This is a genomic window from Kosakonia sp. H02 (assembly GCA_030704225.1).
Lineage (GTDB): Bacteria > Pseudomonadota > Gammaproteobacteria > Enterobacterales > Enterobacteriaceae > Kosakonia.
Window position 1 is genome coordinate 3972800 of sequence record CP131915.1, and the last position, 15777, is coordinate 3988576.

At 52.1% G+C, this 15777-nt stretch carries 15 protein-coding genes; 8 read left to right on the forward strand and 7 right to left on the reverse strand.

Annotation, left to right across the window (positions count from 1 at the left end; translation table 11 throughout):
• Positions 1 to 24: 24 nt before the first annotated feature.
• The 6 genes from Q5705_18630 to Q5705_18655 form a co-directional block, all read right to left on the reverse strand.
• A complete protein-coding gene (locus tag Q5705_18630) occupies positions 25 to 768 on the reverse strand; it encodes a molecular chaperone (protein WLI76565.1) in 744 nt (247 codons plus the stop codon).
• Positions 765 to 2084 carry a fimbrial protein gene (locus tag Q5705_18635; protein WLI76566.1) on the reverse strand — a complete coding sequence of 440 codons (1320 nt, stop codon included), beginning with the start codon at positions 2082 to 2084 and terminating at the stop codon, positions 765 to 767. Before Q5705_18635 ends, Q5705_18630 begins: the two co-directional genes overlap by 4 nt.
• Positions 2085 to 2099: 15 nt before the next feature.
• Entirely contained in the window at positions 2100 to 4634 is a 2535-nt protein-coding gene (locus tag Q5705_18640) for a fimbria/pilus outer membrane usher protein (protein WLI76567.1), read from the reverse strand.
• 49 nt (positions 4635 to 4683) lie between these two features.
• Entirely contained in the window at positions 4684 to 5400 is a 717-nt protein-coding gene (locus Q5705_18645) for a molecular chaperone (GenBank protein ID WLI76568.1), read from the reverse strand.
• 51 nt (positions 5401 to 5451) lie between these two features.
• The gene (locus tag Q5705_18650; GenBank protein WLI76569.1) at positions 5452 to 5991 is read right to left on the reverse strand and encodes a fimbrial protein; all 540 of its coding nucleotides are present in this window, start codon (positions 5989 to 5991) and stop codon (positions 5452 to 5454) included.
• 424 nt (positions 5992 to 6415) lie between these two features.
• Complete coding sequence (locus Q5705_18655) at positions 6416 to 6964, reverse strand: XRE family transcriptional regulator (protein ID WLI76570.1); 549 nt, start codon at positions 6962 to 6964, stop codon at positions 6416 to 6418.
• A 102-nt stretch (positions 6965 to 7066) separates the two neighbouring features.
• Between Q5705_18655 and Q5705_18660 the strand changes: the two genes are divergently transcribed.
• The gene (locus Q5705_18660; protein WLI76571.1) at positions 7067 to 7729 is read left to right on the forward strand and encodes an AzlC family ABC transporter permease; all 663 of its coding nucleotides are present in this window, start codon (positions 7067 to 7069) and stop codon (positions 7727 to 7729) included.
• Complete coding sequence (locus Q5705_18665) at positions 7729 to 8052, forward strand: AzlD domain-containing protein (protein WLI76572.1); 324 nt, start codon at positions 7729 to 7731, stop codon at positions 8050 to 8052. Before Q5705_18660 ends, Q5705_18665 begins: the two co-directional genes overlap by 1 nt.
• A gap of 15 nt (positions 8053 to 8067) precedes the next feature.
• Here Q5705_18665 and fdhD read toward each other — a convergent pair whose 3' ends face one another.
• The gene (gene fdhD, locus Q5705_18670; protein ID WLI76573.1) at positions 8068 to 8904 is read right to left on the reverse strand and encodes a formate dehydrogenase accessory sulfurtransferase FdhD; all 837 of its coding nucleotides are present in this window, start codon (positions 8902 to 8904) and stop codon (positions 8068 to 8070) included.
• A gap of 153 nt (positions 8905 to 9057) precedes the next feature.
• Between fdhD and Q5705_18675 the strand changes: the two genes are divergently transcribed.
• The 6 genes from Q5705_18675 (at position 9058) to Q5705_18700 (ending at position 15766) form a co-directional block, all read left to right on the forward strand.
• A complete protein-coding gene (locus Q5705_18675) occupies positions 9058 to 9645 on the forward strand; it encodes a molybdopterin-dependent oxidoreductase (GenBank protein WLI76574.1) in 588 nt (195 codons plus the stop codon).
• A gap of 59 nt (positions 9646 to 9704) precedes the next feature.
• Complete coding sequence (gene fdnG / locus Q5705_18680) at positions 9705 to 12215, forward strand: formate dehydrogenase-N subunit alpha (protein ID WLI79062.1); 2511 nt, start codon at positions 9705 to 9707, stop codon at positions 12213 to 12215.
• Positions 12216 to 12227: 12 nt separating this feature from the next.
• Complete coding sequence (gene fdxH, locus Q5705_18685) at positions 12228 to 13130, forward strand: formate dehydrogenase subunit beta (GenBank protein ID WLI76575.1); 903 nt, start codon at positions 12228 to 12230, stop codon at positions 13128 to 13130.
• Positions 13127 to 13762, forward strand: coding sequence for a formate dehydrogenase cytochrome b556 subunit (gene fdoI / locus Q5705_18690; protein ID WLI76576.1), 636 nt, complete (start codon positions 13127 to 13129; stop codon positions 13760 to 13762). Before fdxH ends, fdoI begins: the two co-directional genes overlap by 4 nt.
• Positions 13759 to 14688 (forward strand): formate dehydrogenase accessory protein FdhE, encoded by a 930-nt coding sequence (fdhE, locus tag Q5705_18695; GenBank protein ID WLI76577.1) that lies wholly within the window; start codon positions 13759 to 13761, stop codon positions 14686 to 14688. The genes fdoI and fdhE overlap by 4 nt, the downstream gene beginning before the upstream one ends.
• Positions 14689 to 14854: 166 nt before the next feature.
• Positions 14855 to 15766, forward strand: coding sequence for an alpha/beta hydrolase (locus tag Q5705_18700; protein WLI76578.1), 912 nt, complete (start codon positions 14855 to 14857; stop codon positions 15764 to 15766).
• The last annotated feature ends 11 nt before the right edge of the window (positions 15767 to 15777 follow it).

The following is a 15777-nucleotide window of genomic DNA, read 5'->3' on the forward strand; positions in this document are numbered from 1 at the left end:
CCCCTCTCTATTGCAGGGAGGGGGTTAGCGGAACGGAAACTCACTTTCGTAAACCTGCCCGATATCATCAATCAGGTGAGCTTTGATACGTAAAGGTAACATCGCTGGCGGGGGTGTCTTGACCACCACGGTATAGCGTTTTTCGCCGTAGGGCGACACCATCATGTCTGGCTGTTGCTCAACGGCGTAGACCTTATCTCCTGCCATTAACGACAAACCCGCAAACGAGACATACCAGGGTGATGCATTCCGGCAAATAATCTCGATTTTTTCGCCGTTGCTTACCCGGCTGAAGCTGATTTTTTTGCTGATATCTTCTGGTTCGCCAAGATTTTTCGGACGCCAGAAGATTTTCATTTGCGTATTCATCGTCAGGGTCACGCTCTGCATATGTGGCTCAGGCGTAGTGGACTTGGGCGGGATCTCATACAAATTAAGCCAGAACACGGATTCACGATCTTCCGGCAATGCTTGCTGGTTATACACCAGCCGCAGCCCCTGCATCTGCTGCGGTTCCAGTGAAAATAGCGTGGGAATAGAGACAAATGGTGTTTTGATGCGACTGGGTGACGCGACATCAATATCACCGTGATCGACCCAGGTTTGTACCATCACCGGCCAGCTATTGGTGTTTACTAACATTAGACTCTGTTGTGTCTGGCCTTCTTTAAAAATTACGCGCGTTGAGGCTGCAATCAGCCCCGCGTGAGTGGAAAAGGCGGTCGTGAATAAGACCGCCATCAGTAACGCAGCAAAACGAAACGTCATTGTACTTTCACCAGCACTTGCGCACTGGCGTCCACTTTACCGGCGGTAACCGTTTGACCAGCAATACGTGTCAGATAAGCATTGAAATTGACGACATACTCGCTAATCCCTTGCGAACCGCCGTTAGTGATCATTGTTGCCCCATCTCTTACCGCATACCAACCGCCGTTATTGCCCGGCAGACAAGTACCTGTCTGGCAATGATTCCAGCCAAGAAAATTGCGCAGCGTACCGCTGTTGGCGTTCGCAATCCGTATGCCAACGCCACCCGCCACGCCTGGCTGACCGTAATTGGGAGGAAGCAGATAGCTCACACCGCCCGACGCGTTCACCAGATTCAGTCTGTTTGCGGCCAGATAACTGTCGTACGGTACCTGGAGACCCAGCGCCGTCGTCCCTTGAACCGTGTGGCTAACTGAACGGCCCTCACAGAGAATACGCACGTCAAAATTGCTTTGAACACTTTGGCCATTGTTCAGGTCGGTAATGGAAATTGTGGGAAATAACACCACGGGTGTAACACTTTTTGCTACGCACGTTGGCGTCGCCACCAGCGTTGCCCCCGGGACAGTGGCGTTCCCCATATTGACTGCCATCCAGTTATCCATTAACCAACCGTTCCAGTCATAGGCAGAATCTCCAGCATCACAATAGGCTTGCGTACTACCGGGCGAGCAGAAGGAGACATACGCATTGGGCTGGACACAGGTATAGGTACCGGTTGTTATTTGGTATCTTTTGGCGCACCAATCAGTAGGTGCGACCCCATAAGGTGATTCAGAGCTCAAACGAATGAGATCGGCACGTATGGGGCTAAAATCCTTAACGCGAATATAAATCTGCGTGCCATCGGGTGAAACGAGATAGTTTTTCATCGGGATACGCTGGAAGTAGCGTGTAAAGGGCGTGCCTGAATTAACATGTATCAGACGTATCCCTACGTGGCTAAACAGCGTGCCATAGTAGTTGGGATAACCATCGGCGGCGCCTAAATCAAAGAAACCCCCGTTACGATCATCACCATTGGTGGCAATAATCTCAAAAATGTTGTTTTTATCTGCAATGTCACAGACCCATAAAACACTGTCCGGGCCTTTGTAACGCGGGTTATTTGCAAAAGTCACAACACTTGCGCCCAGCGGAGTGCCCACCGGATGTATCGCCAGACTGGAGACGTTAACGGTGCCCAGCCCTAGCCCAACACCCCATGCATCTAATTCTGTCCGGACAAAATCCGGCCCTTTTTTGCACAGTGCGCCAACGGGCAAGCTAATCAACAAAATCAAGTTCAGCAAAATGATGCGTATAAGTGTCATAAATAACTTCATTTATTAGCGACAAAGCAGATCCATCAGAAGTAACGGTTTGCGGGGTGGCGTAATAAGCCATGCAATCTGGCAACTTTCTTCAGTGCTATCACCCCACTGAACCCGTAGCTCCCCTTTTTTGTCGTTAGTACGCAGATAGATTTGATTGGCTTGCCCTACCATGCCGGTATAGTTGCCATAGCCGTCATATACGGCAGTGCCCATTGGAATGTTTTTTGGGTGCTTCGCGGTAATGAGCATTGCTTGCCCACTCAAGGTGTTAAAACGCAGCCGTACTGTCGCCCCGGCATAAGGCGCGATGCGCTGTTGAGAGGTTTGCAGTTCAGCATCATCATTCATATTGCGGGGATCCAGACCAATGCTGTTGAATTGATACGCACCCAGTGACGGCGCAATCGCATAGCCAAACGCGTCAACGCGCGTCCCCTGACCTCCGATGATTTCCGCCCCGCTGGCACCTGGCGCATCAATCAAGGCAAAGCTGTCACCTACCCAGTGTCCGAGCGTCACGCCGCCTTTATGGGCGACCAATGAGCCCTGTAGTGAACCGGAGGCTTGCCAGTAATTTTTCGACGTGGACCAGGACATTCCGCCATTGGCATAAGAGAAACTTTTTTGCAGACCACCGCCAAATACCGACTGCTCTCCTCTGTTATCCGTTGAGTAGTTCAGGTTATAGCTCAGAGGATTATGCTCGCCATACACACCGCTAAGCGTCGTCTGATAGCCACCGTCGCGGCTGTTGCTGTCGCTCGAACGATGCGCGCTGGTCGATAGAATAGGCGAGTAACGCTGGCTACCGAGCGGTATGGAGACTGAGAGCGACCACATGGTTTGCATCCGGTTGCGCAAAGAGAAAGTGGGCAGGGAACCGCTGCCTTGCCACGAATGATCACCCATACCACTTGGCACAACGTTATAGGTACGCGCGATACCAAGTGTTAGCGCAATGCCGTGCTTGAAGGTTTTACTCCAGTTGAATTGAAGCTGTTTATCGCGCTTTTTACTGTCGCGATAATCTTGTGATGATGCAGAGAGATTAATATCCCCAAATTCCCCTAAGGTTTGGCCGGCAGAGATCTCTATGCGATTGCGCTGTCTCCAACTGCGTGACTGCCACTGTGCGCCGTGCTTGAACGCTTCGCGCGAACCTAAAGCATCATAAAGTTCGGCATAGCCCTCCGTTGAATAGCGGTAGCCTGCCAACGTAACTGAGGTACCTGTTCGCGGAATAAATTTGCTGTAGTTCGCACGCAACGTCCAGCCACTCTGGTAGCCTCGATTCGTCGTCTTCGCACGAGAAAACATGGTGTTCAGACCGAATGCCCCGGCGACGGTACTGTATACGCCCCCCAGCGAATAACTCATGTAACCTTTAGCGAGTTGGTTACCCATATTGAGGGTAAGCGAATTTGTCAGCCCTTGCCGCCAGGCGATTTCGCTGAACAGATCGTTATCGCCAACGTCGCGCGCGCGGCCAAGGGTATAAACATAGCCAAAAGCGCCGGGACGCATGGATTCTGCCAACGCGGAGAAAGGCACGTTAAATGTGCTTTCGCTACCGTCAGCCTCACTGACAAGAACCGTTAAATCCCCCGCAAAACTTGTCGGGAACAGACTATCAATGGCAAATGGACCCGGCGCAACGGTCGTTTCATACAAGGTAGTGTTGCCCTGCATGATAGTGACTTTTGCGTTGGTTTTAGCGATCCCCCGGACAACCGGCGCATAGCCACGCCGGGAGTTCGGTAACATTCGGCTATCTGATGAGAGCTGCAAACCGCGAAAACCCATACTGGAAAAAAACTGCCCATCCGTATAGCCTTCGCCAAGCAATAGCTCGCTGCGTAATGGGTAGATGGCACGTTGAACATAACGCCGGACGGTGCTCCAACGGCTGCCTTCATGCTTGCTATAACTGAGGTTGGATTGCTGCCGATAGCGCCACATTCCCAGGTTGATACCGCCATTAAGATTCAGCCAGCTTGAATCCATACTGCCTGCGTGGCCTTGTCGAGATTTAACGTGATATTGGTTGGCAATGTAGTTGAGAAATAACATGCTTTCCCCGGCATCAAGACTCGCCTCGCTTACGCTGCCCGGAGGAACAGTTGTTAATAATGCCTGCGGCACAATAAAATCCATGCGCAGTTGCGCAAAATCGTCTTTGTGTTTAACGCCGTTCAGCACCACGTCACCGATCCAATAACACGACGATTTCGCTTCCGGTGGCAGTGATTTAAGACCTAACGTTGTTAATAATTCATGGGATAAGCAGGGTTCAACTTTCTCACCCCGGCGGGAATATTCTATATCGCTGTGAGTAATGAATTTTCCATTAAGAAAAATATCCAGAGAGTGTAGTCCTGGAGGAATCAGTTGATCCTTATTTAAACGCTTCAGGTCTTCAGCGGATAATCCGCTCTCTCTCAATAATGAAGAATCAAAATAGAAATCATGATTTTCTGCCGACGCCGCCCATGAAAAAACAGAAACCAGCCCTATAAATGTACGAAAACGAGGAAAAAAGAAATGCATGATAATCATCCATGTTGATTAATATTTCCGTATTATCAAGCGGGGATTTTTATTGAACCAAAGTGTAGGTTTTACTAAATACCCCGCCATAATCATTTATTGCATTAATTGTTAATTTTTTGCCTGCGCCAGAAGGCATCACCCATTGCGCAGTAGAATACGGCTTGATGACCTCCGAAGATTTAACGGTGTTTTTACGCTGGCCTTCCTCAATGAAAGCGTTAGCAACGGAAATAAACCAGGGACTTGCATTCTTGACTTCTATGTTTTTGCCATTCAGGCTAACTTTCACATCATCAAGCGACTTATTTGCATTCCCTGCAAGGCCTGAAGGGCGATATAAAATCTTTACCCGACTTTTGATCATGAGAATTAGACTATTTTTACCTTTATCGGACTCTTTTTTTGCCGGATATTGAAGAAAATTCAACCAAAAAAGAGATTCACGATCTTGTGGTAAATCGGCTCCGGTAAACTTCAGCCGCAAGTTATGCTTAACGGTGGGATTGATACGGAAAATCGGCGGCATCACAAGGAAAGGCGCGTCAGCCGTTTCTGCCGTTGAATCTGGATTATTAATATCCGTCCAAACCTGTAACAAAACAGGATCATTGCCCGTATTAGTAAAAACTAATGACTTTTCTTTTACATCAGCAGGATAAATAACACGAGTTCCCAGCATCATCACACTTGCAGATGCATTGCTGAACGTAAATGAAAGCAGAAAAAGCGAAAGCAGAGCGGAAAGTAATTTATATTTTGGCATATTGATTTAAACCGCATATAAGCGCTGCACAAGGCAGCGCTTTTAATAAAATTACATGTAGGTAACGGCGAAATGCGCTTGTGCTTCAACGTTACCTGAAGTAACAACACCGGTCGCAACATAACGCGCGGTCAGGTCAAAAGCAGCAGAAGTATTGCTACCACCGACAGACTGCTTAGCGGTTTCAGCTTTATTGTTAACAAAGTCTAATACCGTCGGACCTTCTAACAACTGGATCGCGACATTAGTTGCCGGAGCCGTTGCAGCAGTATTTTTCAAATTCACCCCTTCAGTATGGTTAGAAATAAACACGATACCGGCATTTGCTACTTGCGGGCCACAACCAGAAAGGGTCACGGTGAAAGGAGTTTCCCCAGCAGTTGCACCAACGCTGGTAAGTTGGCTATTACTTACGGTAGGTAAAAGTACAACCGGAGAGGTAGTGCTACCATTAAGGTCAATATTACAAGTTTGCTCGCTCACTTCACCCATAAAACGCACGGTATTACTTGCGTTTGCTGCAAAAGCTGAACTACTTACGCCAAGAGCAAAAATAGTTGCTGCGGCACAAATGCTTTTCATCCTGAACATAAATCACCTCATAGTTTATTATTTACAGCCGAAAAATAGATTGACTTAATATCAATCATCATAACCCTCAAATAAAGTACAACGAGACAAAGCATGATGTAAATACGCCAATATCCGCCTAAAAAATGAAATATCTTTATTAATATAGCAATAACGAATAACACATTTGAGAATATTTGAGGAAACAATAGGAAAAATAGTTAACTCGTTGAAAAAACATAGAATTAATGAAGCAAGCAGAAAATCTATAAAAATAAAGGGAATATTTTGAAAACATTATTAATCAGAGTTTTAATCAGAAATGAGACCATTATTAATTGCGAAAGTATAGATTTTGAAAATAGTAGAAGCAGGAAAGATTAAGTATTATTAATACGACTTAACTTTCCCGAAACTCTGCGATGTGGAAAGTGCCTGAATACGCTTAATTTTGTTCCGCCACCAGAATGGCTTGCGTATCCGGCTCCAGTGCTTTGAAGATGTGTTCCCGATCCCCGGGGTAACAGATGTAATCCCCTTCGTTTAATTCCTCCGGTGCTTCTGTCAGCCCAACCAGCGCACGACCTTGTGTCACAATTATATGCTCGACTGAACCTGTCGGGTGGGGCTGTGAAATACGATCCGCGCCGGGTTGCGTCAGCAGAAAGTAGATATCGCGCCGCGCGCCGGGCGGGCACGATGCCAGTAAAATGGCCTGGTAATGCGCCAGCTCGGCAACCACCTTGGTACCTTCTCCCCGGCGGATCACCTGGGTTTTAGGCTTTTGTGGCTCCAACAGGCGCGCGAAGGGAATATCCAGTGCGACACACAGCGCCCAGAGTGTTTCCAGACTAGGATTACCGTTTCCGGCTTCCAGCTGTGATAGCGTCGATTTCGCGATACCGGCACGGCGAGCGATTTCGGCCAATGATAGCCCGGTTCGCTGACGTTCACGCACCAGGCTTTTGGCGATGATGCTGATGGGTTGTGTCATACACGACCTCAGTGTTCATTTAATCGAACATTACGTTCGTCTTGAAAAACGGTTTTGATGTGTTCATTATAATGGATACACGTTCGATATGGCTAAAAAACGATGTTTACACGACACTTTGCGTCCCTTGAAGGCGACACCATAAAAGCAATTATCCTTGTTTGTCTGGCAGTCGGCGTTGTTGCTGTCTCGTATGGATCGCTGGCGATGGCGTACGGTTTTCCGCTGTGGGTTCCCCTTGCGCTCTCAACGCTGGTGCTGGCCGGTGCATCCGAATTTATGTTTATAGGTATTGTCGCCAGCGGCGGCAATCCGCTGGCTGCGGCGGTTGCGGGATTACTGGTGAACGCCCGCCATGTGCCTTTCGGTGTAACAGTGCGTGAGCTGGTCGGCAAACGTGCGGTAGGTTTAGTGGGTTGTCACATTATGAATGATGAAAGTGTGGTCTTCGGCTTATCGCAAAAGACGCCGGAGCAGCGCAAAGCCGCTTACTGGCTGTGCGGGCTGGGAGTTGCGCTGCTGTGGCCCGCTGGTGTGCTGATTGGCGCATCGCTCGGCAAATTACTTCCCGCACCGGAGACCATCGGGCTGGATGCGGTTTTCCCGGCCATCTTGCTGGCGCTGGTGTTACCGGCGTTGAAAAAGCGAACCACGCTGGTGCGCGCCTCCAGTGGCGCGGCATTATCGCTGGCCGCAGTCCCATTTGCTCCGGTCGGGTTACCGGTGTTGCTCTCTTTGCTGGGCTTACTGACGAGGAAGAAATAATGGCCAGTGTTGCGCTTACCCTCGGCGGCATCGCCATTCTTTCCATCGGTACTTATTTGATGCGCCTTGGCGGTGCAAAACTTGGCGGTCGGCTTGCCCTTTCTGAGCGCGCCCAGGCGCTACTGTCCGATGCAGCCACAACGCTGCTGTTCGCTGTTGCCCTGGCGTCGATGTTATACGAAGGCGACCATTTTGCCGGCATGGCGCGCGTATCAGGCGTGTTGTTCGCGCTATTTCTCGCCTGGCGCAAAATGCCGTTGATTGTGGTTATCCTCTCAGCGGCGGTGGTGACAGCATTGCTGCGTCTGGCGGGGCTGCATTAAGGCATAAAAAACGCCCTACAGTCCCTTAAGACGCTGCGGATGGGTATAGATTGTCGCCCTGCCCGGCTTGCAAAAACCCACCAGCGTCAGGTTACAACGCTGCGCCACTTCCACCGCCAGAGTAGTCGCCGCAGAAACCGCAAACAGGATCTCCACGCCGCACATGGCCGATTTCTGCACCATCTCATAGCTGGCCCGGCTGGAAACCAGCACTGCGCCAGACGACCAGCGATCCTCTTCACGGGCACGGTGACCAAGCAACTTGTCCAGCGCCACATGACGCCCGACATCTTCATGGCCGCCAATCAGATCACCAGATGGCAGCATCCACGCGGCGGCGTGTGTGCAACCGGTAAGCTGGCCAACAGGCTGAACGTCGGTTAAGCGCGCCAGGCCATTATCCAGCGCGGCTAAATCAAAAGTCTGGCTGAACGGCAGCGGGACAATAGGTTTGCCAATATCATTCAGTTGCTCAACGCCGCAAACGCCGCAACCGGTGCGCCCGGCCAACGCACGGCGGCGCTCTTTCAGCCCCATAAAACGGCGGCTGGAGAGTTCAATCTGCACCTCAAGACCATTACAGGATGGCACCACATCCATGCCATAAATTTCTGAGTGGCTTTCGATAATCCCTTCGGATAACGAGAAGCCAAGAGCAAAAAATTCGAGATCTTTTGGCGAGGCCATCATCACCACGTGGGAAATACCGTTGTACACCAGCGCAACGGGCACCTCTTCCGCCAGCATATCGGGTTGGGCATGTTGCAAGTCATCACGCTTCCAAAGCGAAACCTGGCGTGCGCCTGTGACTGATGTTGCATTTTCGTGCTTTTTAGTATGCAAATTGTTCACTTTGTATTAACTACCCTCGAACAAGCGTACCAACATTGTGGTATCCTCCGCGCATATCCTTCTGGAGCAGAGGGATAAACAGCGATTCTGAACCTTTGTGAAAATCACCGCAAAGAAAAAACGATAAGAGTAATGTCAACCCAGGAGTAAACCATGCAGGTCAGCAGAAGGCAGTTCTTTAAGATCTGCGCTGGCGGTATGGCAGGTACAACGGCAGCAGCACTGGGCTTCGCCCCAAATATCGCGCTTGCGGAGACACGGCAATATAAGCTGTTACGCACCCGCGAAACCCGTAATACTTGCACATATTGCTCCGTTGGCTGCGGGCTATTGATGTATAGCCTCGGCGACGGTGCAAAAAACGCCAAAGCGTCAATTTTTCATATCGAAGGGGATCCGGATCACCCGGTAAACCGTGGGGCGCTCTGCCCGAAAGGTGCAGGCCTGGTGGATTTCATCCACTCCGAAAGCCGCCTGAAATACCCAGAATACCGCGCACCAGGCTCCGATAAATGGCAACGCATCACCTGGGAAGATGCTTTTGAACGCATCGCCAAACTGATGAAAGCCGATCGCGACGCCAACTATATTGCGCAAAACGCCCAGGGTACCACCGTCAACCGCTGGCTGAGCACCGGGATGCTGTGCGCATCCGCCTCCAGTAACGAAACCGGTTATTTAACGCAAAAATTTACCCGCGCACTCGGCATGTTAGCCGTCGACAACCAGGCGCGTGTCTGACACGGACCAACGGTAGCAAGTCTTGCTCCAACATTTGGTCGCGGTGCGATGACCAACCACTGGGTCGACATAAAAAACGCCAACCTTGTCGTTGTGATGGGGGGGAACGCGGCAGAAGCGCATCCGGTGGGATTCCGCTGGGCGATGGAAGCCAAGATCCACAATGGCGCGACGACATAAAAAACGCCAACCTTGTCGTTGTGATGGGGGGGAACGCGGCAGAAGCGCATCCGGTGGGATTCCGCTGGGCGATGGAAGCCAAGATCCACAATGGCGCGAAGCTGATTGTTATCGATCCGCGCTTTACGCGTACCGCCTCTGTTGCGGATTTTTATACGCCGATTCGTTCCGGTACTGACATCGCTTTCCTGTCAGGCGTGTTGCTGTACCTGATGACCAACGAAAAATACAACCGCGAATATACCGAAGCCTATACCAACGCCAGCCTGATCGTGCGTGAAGATTTTGGTTTCGAAGATGGCCTGTTCACCGGCTACGACGCGGACAAGCGTAAGTACGACAAAACCACCTGGAACTACGAACTGGATGAGAAAGGTTTCGCCAAACGCGATAAAACCCTCAGCCATCCGCGCTGCGTGTGGAATTTGCTGAAACAGCACGTTTCCCGCTATACGCCGGAGGTAGTGGAAAACATCTGCGGGACGCCAAAAGCGGACTTCCTGAAGGTGTGCGAATATATCGCCGAAACCAGCGTACACGATAAAACCGCCTCGTTCCTTTATGCCCTGGGCTGGACGCAGCACTCTGTGGGTGCGCAAAACATTCGCACCATGGCGATGATCCAGTTGCTGCTTGGCAATATGGGGATGGCGGGCGGCGGCGTGAACGCCCTGCGCGGTCACTCCAACATCCAGGGTCTGACGGATCTCGGCCTGCTGTCACAAAGCCTGCCGGGCTATATGACACTGCCAAGCGAACAACAGACCGATCTCCAGACTTACCTGACCGTCAACACGCCAAAACCGCTGCTGGAAGGCCAGGTGAACTACTGGAGCAACTACCCGAAATTCTTCGTCTCGATGATGAAAGCCTTCTTTGGCGACAAAGCGACAGCGGAGAACAGTTGGGGCTTTGACTGGCTGCCGAAGTGGGATAAAGGTTACGACGTTCTGCAATACTTCGAAATGATGAGTCAGGGCAAGGTCAATGGCTATCTCTGCCAGGGCTTTAACCCGGTCGCGTCGTTCCCGAACAAGAACAAGGTTGTGGCTTCCCTGTCGAAACTGAAGTTCCTGGTCACCATCGATCCGCTGAATACGGAAACGTCGACGTTCTGGCAGAACCACGGCGAGTCAAACGATGTCGATCCGTCGACTATCCAGACCGAAGTGTTCCGCCTGCCGTCAACCTGCTTCGCGGAAGAGAACGGCTCTATCGTTAACTCCGGTCGCTGGTTGCAGTGGCACTGGAAAGGCGCGGACGCCCCGGGTGAAGCGCTGAACGATGGTGAAATTCTGGCCGGTATCTTCTTACGTCTGCGTAAGATGTACGCGCAAGAAGGCGGCGCGAATCCGGAGCCGGTTCTGAACATGACCTGGAACTACTCCACGCCGGAAAATCCGTCAGCGGAAGAAGTGGCGATGGAGAGCAACGGTAAGGCGCTGGCGGATATCATTGATCCGGTGACTGGCGATGTGCTGGCGAAAAAAGGCAATCAGTTGGGTACCTTCGCGCATCTGCGTGATGACGGTACGACATCAAGCGGTTGCTGGATCTTTGCCGGAAGCTGGACGCCAGACGGTAACCAGATGGCGCGCCGCGATAACGCCGATCCGTCGGGTCTCGGCAATACGCTGGGCTGGGCATGGGCGTGGCCGCTGAACCGCCGCATTCTGTACAACCGTGCATCTGCCGACCCACAGGGAAATCCGTGGGATCCGAAACGCAAACTGCTCAGCTATGCAAATGGCAAATGGGTCGGGGCGGATATTCCGGACTACAGTACCGCCGCACCAGGCAGCGAAGTCGGGCCATTTATTATGCAGCCCGAAGGTATGGGTCGTCTGTTCGCCCTCGATAAGATGGCAGAAGGGCCGTTCCCGGAACATTACGAGCCGTTTGAAACACCGCTCGGCACTAACCCGCTGCACCCGAAGGTGGTCTCTAACCCGGCCGCCCGCGTCTTTAAAGACGACCTGGATGCGATGGGTAAAGCCGATAAGTTCCCGTATGTCGGTACAACGTACCGTCTGACCGAGCACTTCCACTACTGGACCAAGCACGCGTTGCTGAACGCTATCGCGCAGCCGGAACAGTTTGTGGAGATCGGTGAAAAACTGGCGGGCAAGCTGGGCATTACTCAGGGCGATACTGTGCGCGTCTCCTCCAACCGTGGCTATATCAAAGCCAAAGCGGTAGTGACCAAACGTATTCGCACTCTGAAGGTGGACGGCAAAGACGTCGATACTATCGGTATTCCTATTCACTGGGGTTATGAAGGTGTGGCGAAGAAAGGTTTTATCGCTAACACGCTGACGCCGTTCGTTGGCGATGCAAATACCCAAACGCCGGAATTTAAGGCGTTCCTGGTGAATGTGGAAAAGGTGTAACGGAGACGACTTATGGCTTATCAATCGCAAGACATCATCCGTCGTTCCGCGACTAACGGTTTCACCCCCGCGCCCCAGGCGCGGGATCACCAGCAGGAAGTGGCGAAGCTTATCGACGTCACCACCTGTATCGGCTGTAAAGCCTGTCAGGTGGCCTGTTCCGAGTGGAATGACCTTCGTGATGAAGTGGGAAACAACGTCGGGGTGTATGACAACCCGGCGGATCTGACTGCCAAATCATGGACGGTGATGCGCTTCTCGGAAGTGGAGCAGAACGACAAACTGGAGTGGCTGATTCGTAAAGACGGCTGCATGCACTGCGCCGATCCTGGCTGTCTGAAAGCATGTCCGTCAGAAGGGGCTATCATTCAGTATGCTAACGGCATTGTCGACTTCCAGTCTGAGCAGTGCATTGGCTGCGGTTACTGCATCGCCGGTTGTCCGTTCGATGTGCCGCGTCTGAACCCGGAAGACAACCGCGTCTACAAATGTACGCTGTGTGTTGACCGTGTGACTGTGGGCCAGGAACCGGCCTGTGTGAAAACCTGCCCGACCGGCGCTATCCACTTTGGCTCCAAAGAGGATATGAAAACCCTGGCGGGCGAACGCGTGGCAGAGCTGAAAACCCGCGGTTACGATAACGCAGGCCTGTACGATCCGGCCGGTGTGGGCGGTACGCACGTGATGTACGTGCTGCACCACGCTGATAATCCGAATCTGTACCATGGCTTGCCGGAAAACCCGCAGATCAGCGAAACCGTGAAGTTCTGGAAAGGTATCTGGAAACCTCTTGCGGCGGTCGGCTTTGCCGCGACCTTCGCAGCCAGCATCTTCCACTATGTCGGTGTCGGTCCGAACCGTGCAGAAGAGGAAGACGATAACCTGCATGAAGAGAAAGACGAGGTGCGCAAATGAAAAGACGTGACACCATCGTGCGCTACACGGCTCCCGAGCGCATCAACCACTGGGTCACCGCCTTCTGCTTCGTGCTGGCGGCGGTGAGCGGACTGGGGTTTTTCTTCCCGTCCTTCAATTGGTTGATGAATATTCTGGGGACACCGCAGCTGGCGCGCATTCTTCATCCGTTTGTCGGCGTGGTGATGTTTGCGTCCTTTATAATCATGTTTTTCCGTTATTGGCACCATAACCTCATCAATCGGGATGATATCTTTTGGGCGAAGAATATTCGTAAGATCGTCGTCAATGAGGAAGTGGGTGACACCGGGCGCTATAATTTCGGTCAGAAGTGTGTGTTCTGGGCGGCGATTATATTCCTGGTGTTGCTGTTGGTAAGTGGCGTGGCTATCTGGCGTCCTTACTTTGCACCCGCGTTTCCCATCCCGGTGATCCGTTTGGCGTTGATGGTGCATTCATTTGCCGCAGTCGCGTTAATTGTGGTTATCATGGTGCACATTTATGCCGCCTTGTGGGTTAAAGGCACCATAACCGCAATGGTGGAAGGCTGGGTTACCAGCACGTGGGCGAAGAAACATCACCCGCGCTGGTACCGGGAAGTTCGCAAGACAACGGAAAAATCGACTGAATGAGTATTCGCATAATCCCGCAAGATGAGCTGGAGAAGAGCGACAAACGCACGGCGGAAGTTATTCCGCCGTTGTTATTCCCCAGACTGAAAAATCTCTATAACCGTCGCGCGGAACGTCTGCGCGAGCTTGCAGAGAGCAATCCACTGGGTGATTACCTGCGTTTCGCTGCGCTTATCGCCCATGCGCAAGAAGTGGTGCTGTATGACCACCCTTTGCATCTCGACCTGACGGCGCGTATTAAAGAAGCCGCCGCGCAGGGCAAACCACCGCTGGACATTCACGTGCTGCCGCGCGATACGCACTGGCACAAGCTGCTGCATTCGCTGATCGCCGAACTGAAGCCGGAGATGAGCGGCCCGGCGCTGGCGGTGATCGAAAACCTGGAAAAAGCCTCTGCGCAAGAGCTGGAAGCAATGGCAAGCGCCCTGTTTGCCGCGGATTTCACCTCCGTCAGCAGTGATAAAGCGCCCTTTATCTGGGCAGCGTTGTCGCTTTACTGGGCGCAAATGGCCAGCCTGATCCCCGGAAAAGCCCGCGCTGAATATGGTGAGCAACGCCAGTTCTGTCCGGTGTGCGGCTCAATGCCGGTCTCCAGTATGGTCCACATTGGTAGCAGCCAGGGGCTACGCTATCTGCACTGCAATCTGTGTGAAACCGAATGGCACGTCGTGCGCGTGAAATGCAGCAACTGCGAGCAAACGCGCGATCTGCACTATTGGTCACTGGATAACGAGCAGGCGGCAATCAAAGCGGAAAGCTGCGGCGACTGCGGCACTTACCTGAAAATTCTTTATCAGGAAAAAGACCCGAATGTCGAACCCGTGGCCGATGATTTGGCTTCGCTGATTCTGGATGCCCGCATGGAGCAGGAAGGTTTCGCCCGTAGCTCCATCAACCCGTTCTTATTCCCTGGCGAAGGGGAATAACACCGCCCAACCCTTGCCGCTTTTGGCAAGGGCTATTCCGCTCACGCACCTCATCTATTCTGCTTCCCATGGTTTTTTGCCGCGCACATTATTACCCCCCGACGTTCACATTTAACAAAAACCAGGCTATAAGAACTGGATATTTATCCAGACAAGGGAATGAAAAATGGCACTGGAAAAAGGTATCGCCGGACTGGTGAACGACTTTATCGCCGCAGGGCGCCCATCCTCTCGCGCAATGAGTATTGATGACCGGCGCGCGAGTTACCTCTCCAGCACGGTGCTGGCCGGGGAAACGGAAACCCGCGTTGAGGTGGCGGATTTTACACTGGAAGACAGGGTGTTTCGTCTCTTCTCACCGCAAAACGCCAGCGGTAATCTGCCCGCTTTGATTTACTATCACGGCGGCTGCTTTGTGAGCGGCGGTTTCGAAACCCATGATAACCCATTGCGTCAGCTCGCTTTTTTAAGCGGGTGCCGGGTAATCGCCGTGCAGTACCGGCTCGCACCAGAGCACCGCTGGCCCGCCGCACATGATGACGCACAAACAGGTGCTGATCTGGTGTGGAAGAACGCAGAAAAGTTCGGTATTGACAGAAATCGCATCACGCTGGCAGGCGATAGCGCGGGTGGACATCTGGCGTTAGTTACCGCGCTACGATTAAAAGCAGCGGCGGCCTGGCAACCCGCGCAACTGATGTTGATCTACCCGATGCTCGACGCAACGGCTTATTTCGACAGCTATACCCTTAACGGCGTGCATTATGTCATCACCCGCGACACGCTGTTATCCGGCTATGAAATGTATCTTGGGGATACCGATCGTTTGCTGCCGGATGTCAGCCCACTGTGGCGCGATGATTTTGCTGGCCTGCCGCCGGTGCACATTATCACCGCCGAGTTTGATCCGCTTTGTGACGAAGGTGAGGCGCTGTATCAGCATATGACCGAACAGGGCGTTGCCTGTACCTGTTCGCGCTATCTCGGTGTGATACACGGTTTCTTCCAGCTTGCTGGCATCAGCCGGACAGCGCAGAACGTGATTAAAGATGTCGCGGCGCGCGTTGCCTGCGCATGAAAAGAGGAGAG

Coding starts and splice junctions, on each gene's coding strand:
- Q5705_18630 (WLI76565.1), bottom strand. CDS start 768: ATGACGTTTCGTTTTGCTGCGTTACTGATGGCGGTCTTATTCACGACC.
- Q5705_18660 (WLI76571.1), top strand. CDS start 7,067: ATGTTTACACGACACTTTGCGTCCCTTGAAGGCGACACCATAAAAGCA.
- Q5705_18635 (WLI76566.1), bottom strand. CDS start 2,084: ATGACACTTATACGCATCATTTTGCTGAACTTGATTTTGTTGATTAGC.
- Q5705_18645 (WLI76568.1), bottom strand. CDS start 5,400: ATGCCAAAATATAAATTACTTTCCGCTCTGCTTTCGCTTTTTCTGCTT.
- fdhE (WLI76577.1), top strand. CDS start 13,759: ATGAGTATTCGCATAATCCCGCAAGATGAGCTGGAGAAGAGCGACAAA.
- fdoI (WLI76576.1), top strand. CDS start 13,127: ATGAAAAGACGTGACACCATCGTGCGCTACACGGCTCCCGAGCGCATC.
- fdxH (WLI76575.1), top strand. CDS start 12,228: ATGGCTTATCAATCGCAAGACATCATCCGTCGTTCCGCGACTAACGGT.
- Q5705_18665 (WLI76572.1), top strand. CDS start 7,729: ATGGCCAGTGTTGCGCTTACCCTCGGCGGCATCGCCATTCTTTCCATC.
- Q5705_18640 (WLI76567.1), bottom strand. CDS start 4,634: ATGCATTTCTTTTTTCCTCGTTTTCGTACATTTATAGGGCTGGTTTCT.
- Q5705_18655 (WLI76570.1), bottom strand. CDS start 6,964: ATGACACAACCCATCAGCATCATCGCCAAAAGCCTGGTGCGTGAACGT.
- Q5705_18675 (WLI76574.1), top strand. CDS start 9,058: ATGCAGGTCAGCAGAAGGCAGTTCTTTAAGATCTGCGCTGGCGGTATG.
- Q5705_18700 (WLI76578.1), top strand. CDS start 14,855: ATGGCACTGGAAAAAGGTATCGCCGGACTGGTGAACGACTTTATCGCC.
- Q5705_18650 (WLI76569.1), bottom strand. CDS start 5,991: ATGTTCAGGATGAAAAGCATTTGTGCCGCAGCAACTATTTTTGCTCTT.